Below are 13,421 nucleotides of genomic sequence, written 5' to 3' on the forward strand. Positions count from 1 at the left end.
AAGGCTCCGAGGAATGCGAAGGACGGCGACCGCGGCAAAGATCACGGGCGGCTCAGAACGATGACGCGGGCCTCCGAACCGGAGGCTTGCGCCAGGTACGCGGTGTCGGCGATGCCGAGGAACAGGCCATGCTCGACCACGCCGGGCACCGCCCAGAGCCGGGCCGAGAGCCCTTCCGGATCGGGAATGCTGCCCAGATGCGCGTCGAGGAGCGCGTGGCCGCCATCGGTCAGAAGCGGCTCGCCCGCGCCGTCGAGCCGGCGGGTGAGCGGCTTGCCGGCGCAGCCGCTCTGGGCGAGCGCCCGCTCGACCCCGCGCCACGTCGCACCGAGGCCGAAGACGTTGACCTCGATCGGCAGCGGGAAGGCGCCCAGCCGGTCCACGCGCTTGGCGGCGTCGGCGATCACCACCATGCGCCGGCTCGCCATCGCGACGATCTTCTCGCGCAACAGGGCGGCGCCGCCGCCCTTGATCAGGCGAAGGTCGGCATCGACCTCGTCGGCCCCGTCGATGGTGAGATCGAGTTCGGGCAGCTCGTCGAGGGTCGCGAGGCGGATGCCCTCGCGCTCGCACGCGATCCGCGTCGCCTCCGAGGTCGGCACGCCGATCACGTCGAGGCCGGCCCGCACCCGCTCGCCCAGCAGCGCGATGAAGGCGGCGGCCGTGCTGCCGGTGCCGATGCCGAGCCGCATGCCGGGCTCGACCAATTCGAGCGCGCGGGCGGCCGCCGCGCGGCGCAGGTCGGGCGCGCTCACGAGACCATCTCCGGAAACAGATGCGTCATGGGCGGAAGGCCCCGGTTCGCGTGCTGAAGGACGGGCAGGCCCCTAGCACGCCTCCCCGCTCCGGCAAAAGCCGGGCGGGGCGGGTGCGAAGCTCGGTCGCTCGCTCGTGAAACGTCTCTTTACCAAGCTGCACGGAACAGGACCGGTGGTCCTGTTCCGTGCGTCCGGCGGACGACCGCTGCCGCGCATTCGCGCGGGCAAGCGATGATGAGTGGTCATCTTCGCTTGGGGTCAGGGCCGGCCCTGCCCCCCGCTCTGCCCGCCCTGCGGCGGCGTGGCGCTCGGGCCGGCGCGGCCGGGCGCCGGGCCGGTCGCCGCCGCGCCCGCGCCGCTCGCCGTGCCCGCGGGCGGCGGGCCGGCCTGCTCGGTGCAGACCACCAGCTCCTGGCGGATCTGGACGTAGCAGGCGCTCATCGTGCCGGTACGCAGGTTGACCCGGTAGATGCCCGACTCGCGGGCGTGGCGCGAGGCGATCAGACCATATTCCCCCGGCGCCTGCGGCCCCGCGCCCTCGCCGGCGGCGAAGCACAGGGTGACGCCGACGCTGTCGTCGCGCAGGCCGTACTGGCACGAGGTGACCTCGCCGGTGGCGCGGTCGATCCGGTAGATGCGGTTGAGATCGACCGCGGGCGCGGCGACGAACTCGTAGGAGCCCGCCGCATGCGCCGCCCCCGTCGCGGCGAGCGCGGCCAGCAGCGCGCAGCCGGCGAGACGGGCGGGGAGAAGAGCCGTAAGCGAGCGCATGGATCAGCCGGAGTGAGGAGCGGGGATAACGGGGACAAGTCGGAGCCTGTGACACCGCCATCAGACCCGGTTTCCATGGCGGAGCTTGGGCAGAACGCCAAGATCGAGGGGCGGCAGGAACGCAACAGCGGCGCGCGCGCTAACGCTCGGTCAACCGTCGGGGTTGATCGTCGGGGAGACGACCGCTAGCCAGCTTGACAGTGTTTCGATTTGGGACGCCGATGACCGTTCTTCCCCCGATCGCCGTGTTCGATCTCGACGGGACCCTCGCCGAGACCGCGGGCGACCTCGTCGGCACCCTCAACGTGATCCTCGCCCGCGAGGGCCACGCGCCGCTGCCGCTCGAACAGGCCCGCGACCTTCTGGGCGCCGGCGCCCGTGCGCTGATCCAGAGGGGCTTCTCCGCCTCGGGCGCCGAGCTGAGCCCCGAGCGCCTGGAAGTGCTGTTCGAGGCTTTTCTCGAACATTACGGCGCGCATCTCACCGACAATTCCTACCTGTTTCCGGGCGTCGTCGCGGCGCTCGACCGGCTGGAGGCCGAGGGCTTCGTGCTCGCGGTCTGCACCAACAAGGTCGAGGCGCACGCCGTCGCGCTGCTCGCCGAACTCGGCGTGCGCGACCGTTTCCCGGTGATCGTCGGCAAGGACACCTTCGCCTTCTCCAAGCCCGACCCACGCCACATCACCGCGACCATCGCGCGCGCGGGCGGCGATCCGACCCGCGCCGTGATGGTGGGCGATTCCCGCGCCGACGTGGCCGCCGCCCAGGCCGGCGGCATCCCGGTCGTCGGCGTCACCTTCGGCTACACCCCGGTGCCGATGCGCGAGCTGAAGCCCGACTGGGTCATCGAGCATTTCGACGAGCTGGTGGACGCGGTCGCCGCGCTGGTGCCCGACGCCTTTCGCGGCGTGGAAGTGAAGCCCGCGGCTTAGTTTTTTGCTTGGCCTCAGCCGCCGGCGCCCGCATCCGCGGGCTTAGGCTTCTCGCTCCGTTAGACGCCTCGGCGTAGCCGAGGCCCACTGCGCGGGGCGCTCTTCGCGCCCGGCCATACGGCCGTTCCTTCTGCGAGCGGTGGCTCGGCCGATGCTGAGAGGCTGCGCTTGCGTCCGGCTTGCCGGTGGGCCACTGAGCCTCGACCGGGCGGCCCCGGCGGCGAGAGGCACGATGAGCGATCCGACCCCCTTCGAGCTAACGCTGGAGCGCATCGCCCTGATCCGGCGGCTGGTCGTCGCCTGGAACCCGGCCGGGATGGGCGCGCCGATCGTCCATCCGGACGCGCCCTACGGCAGCGGGAACCGCGACGACGACATCTTCAACGTCACCGGCGACGACGAGGGGGCCGAAGAGGAGCACCGGGCGATGAGCGACGCGCTCGCCGTGTTCCTGCGCCACGCCGTGCTCAAACCGGGCCGCTACCAGTACCACAACCCGCTGGCCAAGCTGACCTCGACGGCGCTGGGCGACGTCTTCCGCGACGACGAGACCGGCGAGACGCCTGAGCACATCACCTTCGAGGTGACCGACGCCCACCTCGCCCTGATCCCGCGCCTCCAAGTGCGCTGGGACTGCGCCGCCGACGTCCCCGCCATCGACACCGCGCAGCCGTACGGCGCCGGCACGCAGGCGGAATCCGAGCGCCTGCACCGGGAGATGCAGCCGGCGATGCAGATTTTTCTGCGGTACGGCGACCTCGCGCCGGGGTTTTTTGCGAAGGGGTAGGCGGGCTGAGCCTCCCCACCGTCATTCAGGGGCCGCGCAGCAAAACCCGGAATGACGGCGGAGGGTTGGCCTCAGCCTGCCGGCCTCACCCCTCCCGCTTCTTCCGCTGCGCCAGCGTGCGCAGCCGGAGCGCGTTGAGCTTGATGAAGCCCGCGGCATCCCGGTGGTCGTAGGCCACCGCGCCTTCCTCGAAGGTGACGAGGTCCTGATCGTAGAGCGAGTGCGGGCTGGTACGGCCGATGACGTGGACGCCGCCCTTGTAGAGCTTCAGTCGCACCTCGCCGGTGACCTTCTCCTGGCTCTTGTCGATCAGCGCCTGGAGCATCTCGCGCTCGGGCGAGAACCAGAAGCCGTTGTAGATCAGCTCCGCGTATTGCGGCATCAGCTGGTCCTTGAGATGCGCCGCGCCGCGATCCAGCGTGATCGACTCGATGGCGCGGTGGGCCGGCAGCAGGATGGTGCCGCCGGGGGTCTCGTACATGCCGCGGCTCTTCATGCCGACGAAGCGGTTCTCGACGAGATCGAGCCGGCCGATGCCGTTGGCGCGGCCGAGTTCGTTGAGCTGGGCGAGCAGGCTCGCGGGCGAGAGCGCCTCGCCGTCGATCGAGACCGCGTCGCCCCGCTCGAAGCCGATGGTGATGATCGTTGGCTGGTCCGGCGCCTCTTCGGGCGAGAGGGTGCGGGAATAGACGTAGTCCGGCACTTCCACGGCCGGATCCTCCAGCACCTTGCCCTCGGAGGAGGCGTGCAGGAGGTTGGCATCGACCGAGAACGGACTCTCGCCGCGCTTGTCCTTGGCGATCGGGATCTGGTGAGCTTCAGCGAACGCGATCAGCTGCTCGCGCGAGCGCAGGTCCCACTCGCGCCAGGGGGCGATCACCGTCACGTCGGGCTTGAGCGCGTAGTAGCCGAGCTCGAACCGGACCTGATCGTTGCCCTTGCCGGTGGCGCCGTGACAGACGGCGTCGGCGCCGACGCGTTCGGCGATCTCGATCTGCTTCTTGGCGATGAGCGGCCGGGCGATCGAGGTGCCGAGCAGATACACGCCCTCGTAGACGGCGTTGGCGCGGAACATCGGGAAGACGTAGTCGCGGACGAATTCCTCGCGCAGGTCTTCGATAAATATGTTTTCCGATTTGATGCCCAAAAGCTCGGCCTTGCGCCGGGCCGGCTCCAGCTCCTCGCCCTGGCCGAGATCGGCCGTGAAGGTCACGACCTCGCAGCCGTAGGTCGTCTGCAACCACTTGAGAATGATCGAGGTATCGAGCCCGCCCGAATAGGCGAGCACGACCTTCTTGACGGGCTTGTTCGGGCTGGCGTCGGACATGGTCGAGAGTTCCGAAGAGGGATCGGGCGCGCGGACCCGGTTGGGTGCGGCTTAACAGCAGGCCGGAGCGGCGCGCAACCGCGGCGGCATGGCCAAGGTTGTCCGGTGCGGCCCGCCTCTTGCGGCGCTGCCGTCCCTTGCGGCCGAGCGGCTCCGGGGCGACGATGCGGACACCCGGACGGAGACAGGCTGAATGGCGCGGCGGCCGACCCTGGAATTCTGGTACGAGTTCGCCTCGACCTATTCCTACCTCGCGGCGATGCGCATCGAGGCGTGTGCCGAGGCGGCGGACGTCGAGATCCGATGGCGGCCCTTCCTGCTCGGGCCGATCTTCGCCGCGCACGGCTGGACCAACTCGCCGTTCGTCCTCTACCCGGCCAAGGGCCGCAATATGTGGCGCGACCTCGACCGCGAGGCGGCGCGCCACGGCCTGCCGCCGGTGACGCGCCCGAACCCGTTCCCGCAGAACTCGCTCGCCGCCACCCGCGCGGCGACCTACGGCGCCGACCACGACTGGCTGGTGCCGTTCTCCAAGGCCGTGTTCGAGGCGAGCTTTTCCCGCGGCGAATCGATCGCCGAACCGGCCTCCGTCGCGCGCATCCTCGACGGGCTCGGCCTCGACGGCACCGCGATCCTCAAGGCGGCCTCGGCCGAGAGCAACAAGGGCCGCCTCAAGGTCGCGGGCGAGGAGGCGCGCTCCCGCGGCATCTACGGCGCGCCGAGTTTTCTGGCGGAAGACGGCGAGCTGTTCTGGGGCAACGACCGGCTGGAACAGGCGCTGGCCTGGGCCGCGGGCGACCGGCCCGCGGGCCTGCGGTAAGGGCCCCTCTTCAGCCCCCGCCGTCCTTCGCCGCCGCCCAGGCCCGCACCTGATCCATCCAGGCGTCGGGCGAGAGCACGGCGATGCCCGGCATCACGGTGAGCGGGGTGACGCGCTCCAGGCGGTCGCGCTCGCCGAGTCTGAGGGCGCCCTTGCGGGCGAACAGGCGCAGGATGTCGATGAGGCGGGCCTCGTCGGGCGGGTCGGAGCGGGCGGCGGAGCGGATCGAGTCGGCGATGTCGTCGGTGGTGCATTCCACCGTGCCGTCGGTGGCGACGCGCGAATCGCGCAGGCCCTCCTCGTAGGCGAGCCGCAGCGCCAGCAGCACCAGCGTCTCGTCCTTGCGCAGGCGCTCCCCTTGCGCGTCGTGGCGTACCCCGTCGGGCGGCAAACTCAAAAAGACCATCTGGTCGCGGTGGGCGACCTCGAAGCGGTAGCCGAGGCAGGCGAAGTAGTCGCGGAAGAATGGCGCGTAGTGGCGGGCCAGCTCGTAGGAGCGGCCGATGCCGGGCGTCGCCGCGTAGACGCACTGACCTTTCAGCACCACCTGAAGCGCGCGGGTCAGCTCCTCCTCGCTCGGGGCGGGGCTGCCGGGCGGGGGCGGCTCGTCCCCGTCGAGGATGGCGCGGAAGGCGTCGAGCATGGGTCAGCGGGGGCCAGTTGCAGCGCGGCGCCCCTTGGGCTCGGCGACGCGCTCGATGGAAAAGTCCGGACAGTCGATCCAGCCGTTGGCGAGCCGGCCCTCGCCCGGCGCGAGGCGATAGCGCTCGCGCAAACTCCCGTCGAACAGCACGTCGATCTCGCGCAGGCGCTGGAACACCACGAAGGCATCGACGTCGGCAATCGTGATGTCGGAGCCGCGTAAACGACGGCCGGGCTTCAGGTGCGCGTCGAGGAAGGCGGCGATGCGCTCCGGCGTCACGGTGGTGCGGCGGCGGAAGGCGTCCTTGGCGATCACGAAGGCCTCGATCGCCGGATCGGTCTCGATCTCGGGCAGCGGCTCGGATTCGATGGCGCGGCGCGGCATGCGCGGGTTGGTGAGCTGCGGCGGGCCGATGGGCGGGCGCAGCAGCGACACCTCCGGGGCCGGCATGGCGGGAAACGCGTCCTCCGGCGCTGCGCCCGCCGCGCGGAGCGCCGCGGCGGCGCGCTCGATCCGGGCGGAATCGCGCGGCTCGCGGTAGCGGAGCGTCGCCGCGATGCGCCGCTCCAGCCGCGCGACCACCGAGGCGACGGCGTCGAGATGCGGGTCGAGCCCCTCGAAGATCGCCAGGATCTCGACGAGGTCGGTGCGCGCCATCCGCTCGGCGGACGCCAGATCCCCGGCCCGGCCCTCGCGCAGGTTGCCTTCCGCCAGCGCCCGCAGCGTCAGCGGATCGCGCAAGGCCCGGCCCGCCTCGCGGACGATGCCGGAGCGGAAACGGAACGGGTTGAAGCGGGTGTGCAGCGTACGGTAGTCGGAGACGAGGTGGCGCTCGACGAATTCCTCGAAGTAGAGCCGCAGCGCCGCGCCGACGTTGGGTTCGCGCAGGATGCGCTCCTCGACCTTGCGTAGGCCCCCGGCCAGCCCGCGCAGATGGGCCAGGAAGGTACGGGCGGCCTTGGCCGCATTGCGCAGCGCCTCCGAGCGGTCGGCCGGGTTGGCGATGGCGCTTTCCAGGGCGCCCAGCACCTCCAGCACGGCGCCGCCGTAGGAGCGGGTCTCGCCCCGGTCGATCCGCGCCAGCTCCTCGATCAGCAGGCGGGCCTCGGGGTCGAAATCCACCACCGGCACGTAGCGCTCGCGCCGCTCCACCAGCCAGCCGGCCTCGACGAGCCGCCGGTAGACGTAGGAGCGGCGCTCGATGGGGTCGGCCGGCGCGGTCTCGTCGTCGGCGATCTCGGCCTGCGACCAGCCGCCCGAGAACTCGCCGATGGCCACGATCAGGTCGGCCTTGCGCAGAGGCTCGGCACTGTCCCCGAACACCGTAGCGTGCAGGTGCAGCAGCAGGGCCGCGTTGAACACGCGGCTCGGCGCGGCGAGCGGGCGAAACAGTTCGTCGGCGAGGTGGGTGAACAGCATGGCGGGTCTTCGGGGGAGCCAAAGCCCGCGGCGTCGCCGGGGTCAATGCCGGACGCGGCGGTGTCCAAAGCGTTGCGGCCGCGGCGGGCAGTTTTACGCGCCACACTTTAATCACGCACCGCCGTCATTCCGGGGCGCCGAAGGCGAACCCGGAATCCACCCGTGATGCGCGGCCTGACGAAGCGTCGCGGCCAGTCGTGGATTCCGGGTTCCGCTGCGCGGCCCCGGAATGACGGCGGTGCGTGTTGGCGAGCAAGGTCGAGGCTCGGCCGTAGAGCCAAGGTCAGGCGGGACGTGCGCTCACGTTCCGGTGAGTCAAATCTCATCCGCTCAAGCTGACGATTGGATGAACGGCCGGTTGAAGGGTCGTTCATGCGACAGAACGTACTGTCTCCTTCATCAACACGGGATTGAACCGATTCCGGGGCTAGCCCGTTGGGCTGCCATCGGATCGATGATCCACTCTCATGGAGAACTCTTCGCGATGAAGAAGCTCGCTATCCTCTCCGCCGCCGCCGTGCTGGGGGTCGGCGCCCTCACTTCGACCGGCGCCGAGGCGCGCTGGCGCGGCGGTGGTGGCGGCGCGATCGCCGCCGGCGTGATCGGTGGCCTCGCCGCCGGTGCGCTCGTGGGCGCGGCCGCCTCGAACAGCTACGGCTACGGCAGCGGCTACTACGGTGGTGGCTACGGCGGCTACGGCGGTGGTTACGGCTACGCCCCGGCCTACGGCTACAGCTACGCGCGCCCGGCCTACGGCTACCGCTCGGTCGGCTACTACGACGACGGCTACTACGCCCCGCGTCGCGCCTACCGCCGCAGCTACTACGACGGCGGCTACGGCTACGGCGGTGGGTACGGCGGCTACGGCTACGGCTGGTAAGACCGCTCACGCCCCGGCGTGAAGCAGGCCGTGTCCCGCGAGGGGCACGGCCTTTTTGCTGAGTTTAAACCTTGGCGCCGCCGTCCCGCGCCGCGATCGTCTCCGACCACACCACCGAGCGCCGGGCCATGCCGATATGCTGGCGCTCGTACATGCGGCCCTCGACCTTGATCGCCGCGCGCTTGGCGTTCTCCGGCAGGTTGAAGGCGTCGATGACGAGGCGAGCGCGGCGCACCTCCTCCTCGGTCGGGGCGAAGGAGGTGTTGGCGGGCTCCAACTGATTGGGGTGAATCAGCGTCTTGCCGTCGAAGCCGAGGTCGCGCGCCTGACGGCACTCGGTGCGGCAGCCGTCGACGTCGGAAATGTCGTTCCACACGCCGTCGAGGATGGTCAGGCCCTCGGCCCGGGCGGCCGCGAGCGTCAGCATGATCCAGGGCAGCATCGGCACGCGGCCGGGCACGAGCTGCGCCCAGGTGTCCTTGGCCAGATCGTTGGTGCCGAGCACGAAGCAGGTCAGCCGGGTGCGCCGGTCGCGCCGGGCCTTGGCGATCTCGTGGATGTTGAGGATCGCCGCCGGCGTCTCGATCATCGCCCAGACCGCGATGGAATCGGGGGCGTCGAGCGCCTCCAGATGGTCGGCGATGCTCTCCAAGACGGCCGGCGACGACACCTTCGGCATCAGGATCGCGTCGGGCTTCGCCTCGATCGCCGCGCGCAGGTCGCCCTCGCCCCAGGGGGTCTGCGGGGCGTTCACGCGGATCACGAGTTCGCGATGGCCGTAGCCGCCGCCCTTCACCGCGGCGCAGACCTGCTCGCGGGCCAGCTCCTTCTCCTCCATCGAAACCGCGTCCTCGAGATCGAGGATCAGCGAATCGGCCGGAAGGGTCTTGGCCTTCTCCAACGCCCGCGCATTCGAGCCCGGCATGTAGAGCACGCTGCGGCGCAACCGCAAATCCGACATCTGTGGTCTCCTCCGTGGGGGCCGGCGCCTTTGCCGCGCCGCACCATTTTGCATACGGGATACGGGAGAACCGGTTCGGTTGGAAGCGGCCGGGCGCGGTTCTACCTTAACCCCGCGGCCGGCGACCGCCAGAGGCCGCTTATTTCTCTCATTCTGCCGGAGTCCCCCATGCCCCTCATGCGCTTCGACCTCTTGGAAGGCCGCAGCGACGCCGAGCTGAAGGCCCTGCTCGACGCGGCGCACGAGGCGATGCTGGAGGCGTTCAACGTGCCCCCCGGCGACCGCTACCAGATCGTGACCGAGCACAAGCCGACCCGGATGATCGTGGAGGATACCGGCCTCGACATCCCGCGCACGAAGGACGTGGTCGTGGTGCAGATGATCACCCGGCCGCGGGGCCGCGAGAAGAAGGAGCTGTTCTACCGGCTGCTCACGGAAAAACTCCAGGCCGCCTGCGGGATCGCACCCGCCGACGTGATGGTCTCGACGGTGGAGAACACCGACGAGGACTGGTCCTTCGGCCACGGCCGGGCGCAGTTCCTCACCGGGGAACTGTGAGCGAGGCCGCGCCCTCCGCCACCAGCCAGTCGATGAAGGCGGAGAGTGCGGGCGACTTGTCGGCGTCGAACGGCGTCAGCACGAAGTAGCCCGGCCGCTCGACCGCGATTTCGGGGAACGGGGCGGCGAGCCGGCCCTGCGCCACCGCGCGGTCGAGCACCGGAAACGGCCCGATGCCGAGCCCGGCCCCGTCCTCCACCGCCTGGAGCGTCACGAAGAAGTGGTCGAAGATTCTTGGGCGCGCGCCCTCGGGCCGGTGCGCGCCCGCCGTCGCGAGCCACGCGCCCCAGTCGTCCGGCCGGGTCTGGGTGCCGAGCAGGACGCGGCTGTCGAGATCGCCGGGATGGGCGAGCGGGCGCCGCGCCAGGAGCGCGGGGCTCGCCACCAGGGTGTCGAACTCGGGCAGGAACGGCACGGCCCGGTGCTGCGGCCAGGGCTCGGGCCCGCGCCGAATCGCGATGTCGAAGCCGCCGCGCAGCTCTTCCTGCAGCGTCGTGGTCGTCGTGACCGTTACCTCGGTGTCGGGCCGCAAACTCCGAAAAGCATCGAGCCGCGGGATCAGCCAGCGCATGGCAAAGGTCGTCGGCGCACTCACCCGCAGCACCCGCGGCGCCGCGGGCTGGCCGCAGGCTTCCGCGGCCTCCGTCAGCCGGTCGAAGGCGAGGCTGATCTCGGCGGCGAACACCCGCGCGGCTTGCGTGGCCACCATCCGCCGCCCGACGCGGGCGAACAGCGGCTGCCCGAGCCACGCCTCCAGCGCGGCCACCTGACGGCTGACCGCGCCGTGGGTCAGGCCGAGTTCGGCCCCGGCCGCCGCGTAGCTCCCGGCCCGCACCGCGACCTCGAACACACGCAGGGCATTGAGCGGCGGCAGGCGGCGCATGCGTGAGGTTTTAGCACGGTACGCGTGAGAAGGATGGGGCTGATCGCGGAAAGCTCACGGGTTTAGAGGTGGTGACGGATCGGTTCGATCCGTTCGGATGACTGAACTTCGCTCGCAATCGCGAGGCGAGCCGGGAATGCGCCTCTCCTCCCCCTTGCGGGGAGGAGCCGGAGGTGGGGTCGGGCAGAAGGCACCGGAACGCCTCATCCTGAACCACCCCCACCCCTACCCCTCCCCGCAAGGGGGAGGGGAACACGCGCTCGACGCGGCCACGATGGCGGCACGCGGGGAGAGGGGGCGCTGCCGCATCCGGGCGGATCGATCCGCTTCCGTTCGCGCCCATCGCTTCGGAGAAGCCCCCTGTGAGCCGAGCCCAGCCGCTCACCGACACGCCCCCCGACGAACGCACCGCCACTCAACGGCGCAGCCTCGGCGGGGCCTGCCTCGCCCACGCCTTGCACGACGGCTACACCGATCTGCTCTACGTGCTGCTGCCGGTCTGGCAGGCGGAGTTCGGGCTGTCCTATGCCGGCGTGGCGGCGCTCCGCAGCCTCTATTACGGCACCATGGGCGGGCTGCAGATCCCCGCCGACCGACTGGCCGGGCGCCTGTCGATCCGCGCGGCGCTCGCACTTTCCACGCTGGTCGCGGCCGTGGGCTTCGTCGTGATGGGCCTGAGCGGCGGGTTGTTCGGCCTCTGCGCCGGCCTCGTGCTCGCCGGGATCGGATCGAGCATCCAGCACCCGCGGGCCTCACTCCTTGTCTCGGACGCCTACGGGCGCGCCGCACGCGGACCGCTCGGCATCTACAACTTTGCCGGAGACCTCGGGAAGGCGACGTTCCCGGTCGTCGTCGCCTTGCTGCTCGGGCTCATGGCGTGGCGGCCGGTCGCCGGGCTGATGGCGCTCGCCGGCCTCGCCGCGGCGGTCGCCCTCGTCGCCGTGCTGCCGCGCCGGCCGCTGCCCCCGGCCCCCGCGAGGGCCGCGGGCGGCGACACGGGCCAATCCCGAAAAGATTTCAATCTGCTGATGGGCGTCGGCGCCCTCGACACCGCGACGCGGATGGGCACGCTGCTGTTCCTGCCGTTCCTGCTGGAGGCCAAGGGCGGCACCGGCGCCACCACCGGGCTTGCGCTGGCGCTGGTCTTCGCGGGCGGCGCCTTCGGCAAGGCGGTGTGCGGCTGGCTCGGCGAGCGGGTCGGCGTGGTGCGCTGCGTGATCGTCACCGAGATCGTCACCGCGGCGCTCGTCGCCGCCCTCCTGCCGCTGCCGCTCGGGCCGACGCTGGTGCTGCTGCCGCTGCTCGGGATCGCGCTGAACGGCACCTCCTCGGTGCTGTACGGGACCGTGCCGGACCTCGCGCCGCGGGGCGATACGGGCCGAGCCTTCGCCCTGTTCTACACCGCGGTGATCGGCTCCGGCGGGCTCGCCCCCATCGCCTACGGGGCCTTCGCCGACCGCGCGGGCGAGACCGCGGGCCTGCTGGCGGCGGCCGCGACCGCGCTCGCCACCGTGCCGCTGGCGCTGGCCCTACGCCGGCCGCTGAAGGAGGCGGAAGCTCAGCGTTAAGCCCAAGAACAAGCGCGACTATTCAGGCTTCCTGAAGTTGCCGCGCGAGACCTGGGGTCACCCTTTCGTCAAGATCGACCGTCAGAGCCCTCCCCGTACTTTCAAAGGGGACGAACCTGATGCGAATGACCTGTCTCGGCCTCGCCGTGATCGCCGGCCTGTCGGTCTCCGCGCCCGCGCGGGCCGAGAGCCGCACCGCGGTGGGCGTCGGCGCGGGCGCCGTCGCGGGCGCGCTGGTGGCCGGGCCGATCGGCGCCGTGGTCGGCGCGGTCGCCGGCGGCGTCATCGGCTCGAACAGCGACACGCGTCCGCGCCGGGCCCGCCGCGCCCGCGCCGCAATCCGCCAGCGTCAGGCCCGCGGGCCGGCCCCGCGCCGCTCGGCGATGGCCGAGCCGCCCGCCGCCATCGAGCCCGCCCGCACCGGCAGCACCGCCCCCGCAGTTTCGGGCTGGCGCGATCCGCGCTGAGGTCGGGCGGGGGGGACTCGAAGTGTTACCCCCGCGCCACAGCCAGGGAAATGCGCGAGCGAGACCGGCCGCTTGCCATTTTCATGACGCGTTGCGGCGCGCAAATTCGCTCCACGCCATGTCCGTCAGCGAGGAAGCGATGGTCGATCCCGACGAGCCGGACAGATTTCCCTCCCCGATCCGCGAGGCCGATCTCTCGGTCGGCCGGGTGACCAAGGGGGTCGCCTACGCCATCGGCAAGCGCCTCTCGGTCGAGCGCGACGGCGCCCTGCCCGACCGCCTCGCCCACCTCGTGGACCACCTTCATGCCGGCCCCCTCGGCCGCTCCGCCCTCAAGCCTCGTCGAGTCGCCTGAATGTCCAAGATCGAACGCGCTCTCACCGACGCCAACGTGGTCGCCTTCCCGTCCGCCGCCACCGAGGCGGTCGCCGACGAGAACGTCGCCTCGATCATCGAGGTGCTTCAGGACCAGCTCAAGCTCGCCCGCGAGGGCAAGCTGCGCTCGGTCGCGGTGGTCTCGGTCTCCCAGGACGGCGGCGCCATCGGCACGCAATGGTCCTGCGCCCACGGCGACGTGGCGAGCCTCATCGGCAAGCTCACCGTCCTGTCCCACGACATGATGGCCGCCCGTAATTAGTTTTCGGATT

Annotated in this window: 16 protein-coding genes; 9 read left to right on the plus strand and 7 right to left on the minus strand. The window is 71.1% G+C overall.

The annotated features are described in order from the left end of the window. Positions 1–41 precede the first annotated feature (41 nt). Together rpiA and AAHG03_RS03540 are read right to left on the minus strand one after the other, a co-directional pair. Positions 42–755, minus strand: coding sequence for a ribose-5-phosphate isomerase RpiA (gene rpiA, locus AAHG03_RS03535; protein WP_342148809.1), 714 nt, complete (start codon positions 753–755; stop codon positions 42–44). A 261-nt stretch (positions 756–1,016) separates the two neighbouring features. Then, positions 1,017–1,529 carry a hypothetical protein gene (locus AAHG03_RS03540; protein WP_342148810.1) on the minus strand — a complete coding sequence of 171 codons (513 nt, stop codon included), beginning with the start codon at positions 1,527–1,529 and terminating at the stop codon, positions 1,017–1,019. A 221-nt stretch (positions 1,530–1,750) separates the two neighbouring features. On the opposite strand from AAHG03_RS03540, the gene gph reads away from it, so the two are divergent. Both gph and AAHG03_RS03550 read left to right on the plus strand, forming a co-directional pair. After that, positions 1,751–2,461 carry a phosphoglycolate phosphatase gene (gene gph, locus AAHG03_RS03545; RefSeq protein ID WP_342148812.1) on the plus strand — a complete coding sequence of 237 codons (711 nt, stop codon included), beginning with the start codon at positions 1,751–1,753 and terminating at the stop codon, positions 2,459–2,461. 232 nt (positions 2,462–2,693) lie between these two features. Further along, positions 2,694–3,248, plus strand: a complete 555-nt coding sequence (locus AAHG03_RS03550; RefSeq protein WP_342148814.1) for a hypothetical protein — start codon at positions 2,694–2,696, stop codon at positions 3,246–3,248. 85 nt (positions 3,249–3,333) lie between these two features. Here AAHG03_RS03550 and AAHG03_RS03555 read toward each other — a convergent pair whose 3' ends face one another. Further along, a complete protein-coding gene (locus AAHG03_RS03555; RefSeq protein WP_342148815.1) occupies positions 3,334–4,575 on the minus strand; it encodes an argininosuccinate synthase in 1,242 nt (413 codons plus the stop codon). A 193-nt stretch (positions 4,576–4,768) separates the two neighbouring features. Between AAHG03_RS03555 and AAHG03_RS03560 the strand changes: the two genes are divergently transcribed. After that, the gene (locus tag AAHG03_RS03560; protein ID WP_342148816.1) at positions 4,769–5,395 is read left to right on the plus strand and encodes a 2-hydroxychromene-2-carboxylate isomerase; all 627 of its coding nucleotides are present in this window, start codon (positions 4,769–4,771) and stop codon (positions 5,393–5,395) included. A gap of 10 nt (positions 5,396–5,405) precedes the next feature. Here AAHG03_RS03560 and AAHG03_RS03565 read toward each other — a convergent pair whose 3' ends face one another. Next, positions 5,406–6,038, minus strand: coding sequence for a DUF4194 domain-containing protein (locus tag AAHG03_RS03565; protein ID WP_342148818.1), 633 nt, complete (start codon positions 6,036–6,038; stop codon positions 5,406–5,408). Positions 6,039–6,041: 3 nt separating this feature from the next. Further along, the gene (locus tag AAHG03_RS03570) at positions 6,042–7,457 is read right to left on the minus strand and encodes a Wadjet anti-phage system protein JetA family protein (RefSeq protein WP_342148819.1); all 1,416 of its coding nucleotides are present in this window, start codon (positions 7,455–7,457) and stop codon (positions 6,042–6,044) included. A gap of 484 nt (positions 7,458–7,941) precedes the next feature. On the opposite strand from AAHG03_RS03570, the gene AAHG03_RS03575 reads away from it, so the two are divergent. Further along, positions 7,942–8,337, plus strand: a complete 396-nt coding sequence (locus AAHG03_RS03575; protein ID WP_342148821.1) for a hypothetical protein — start codon at positions 7,942–7,944, stop codon at positions 8,335–8,337. Positions 8,338–8,401: 64 nt separating this feature from the next. Here the strand turns inward: AAHG03_RS03575 and AAHG03_RS03580 are convergent, their stop codons facing one another. Next, positions 8,402–9,298, minus strand: coding sequence for an HpcH/HpaI aldolase/citrate lyase family protein (locus AAHG03_RS03580; RefSeq protein WP_342148823.1), 897 nt, complete (start codon positions 9,296–9,298; stop codon positions 8,402–8,404). Positions 9,299–9,466: 168 nt separating this feature from the next. On the opposite strand from AAHG03_RS03580, the gene AAHG03_RS03585 reads away from it, so the two are divergent. Continuing rightward, positions 9,467–9,856 (plus strand): tautomerase family protein, encoded by a 390-nt coding sequence (locus AAHG03_RS03585; RefSeq protein WP_091942617.1) that lies wholly within the window; start codon positions 9,467–9,469, stop codon positions 9,854–9,856. Here the strand turns inward: AAHG03_RS03585 and AAHG03_RS03590 are convergent. Next, positions 9,840–10,739: a LysR substrate-binding domain-containing protein gene (locus AAHG03_RS03590; RefSeq protein ID WP_342148824.1), complete on the minus strand. Its 900-nt coding sequence runs from the start codon at positions 10,737–10,739 to the stop codon at positions 9,840–9,842. The two genes, AAHG03_RS03585 and AAHG03_RS03590, sit on opposite strands and share 17 nt — an antisense overlap. Before the next feature lie 362 nt (positions 10,740–11,101). Here AAHG03_RS03590 and AAHG03_RS03595 point away from each other — a divergent pair, with 362 nt between their 5' ends. From AAHG03_RS03595 to AAHG03_RS03610, 4 genes are all read left to right on the plus strand, one after another. Then, complete coding sequence (locus AAHG03_RS03595) at positions 11,102–12,307, plus strand: MFS transporter (protein ID WP_342148825.1); 1,206 nt, start codon at positions 11,102–11,104, stop codon at positions 12,305–12,307. Positions 12,308–12,432: 125 nt separating this feature from the next. After that, positions 12,433–12,774, plus strand: a complete 342-nt coding sequence (locus AAHG03_RS03600; RefSeq protein WP_342148826.1) for a hypothetical protein — start codon at positions 12,433–12,435, stop codon at positions 12,772–12,774. A gap of 118 nt (positions 12,775–12,892) precedes the next feature. Then, entirely contained in the window at positions 12,893–13,129 is a 237-nt protein-coding gene (locus AAHG03_RS03605) for a hypothetical protein (RefSeq protein WP_342148828.1), read from the plus strand. Then, entirely contained in the window at positions 13,130–13,411 is a 282-nt protein-coding gene (locus AAHG03_RS03610) for a hypothetical protein (protein WP_342148830.1), read from the plus strand. It abuts the gene before it with no gap. Positions 13,412–13,421 lie beyond the last annotated feature (10 nt).

This window comes from Methylorubrum subtropicum (assembly GCF_038442325.1).
In the GTDB taxonomy this organism is placed as follows: Bacteria; Pseudomonadota; Alphaproteobacteria; order Rhizobiales; family Beijerinckiaceae; genus Methylobacterium; species Methylobacterium subtropicum.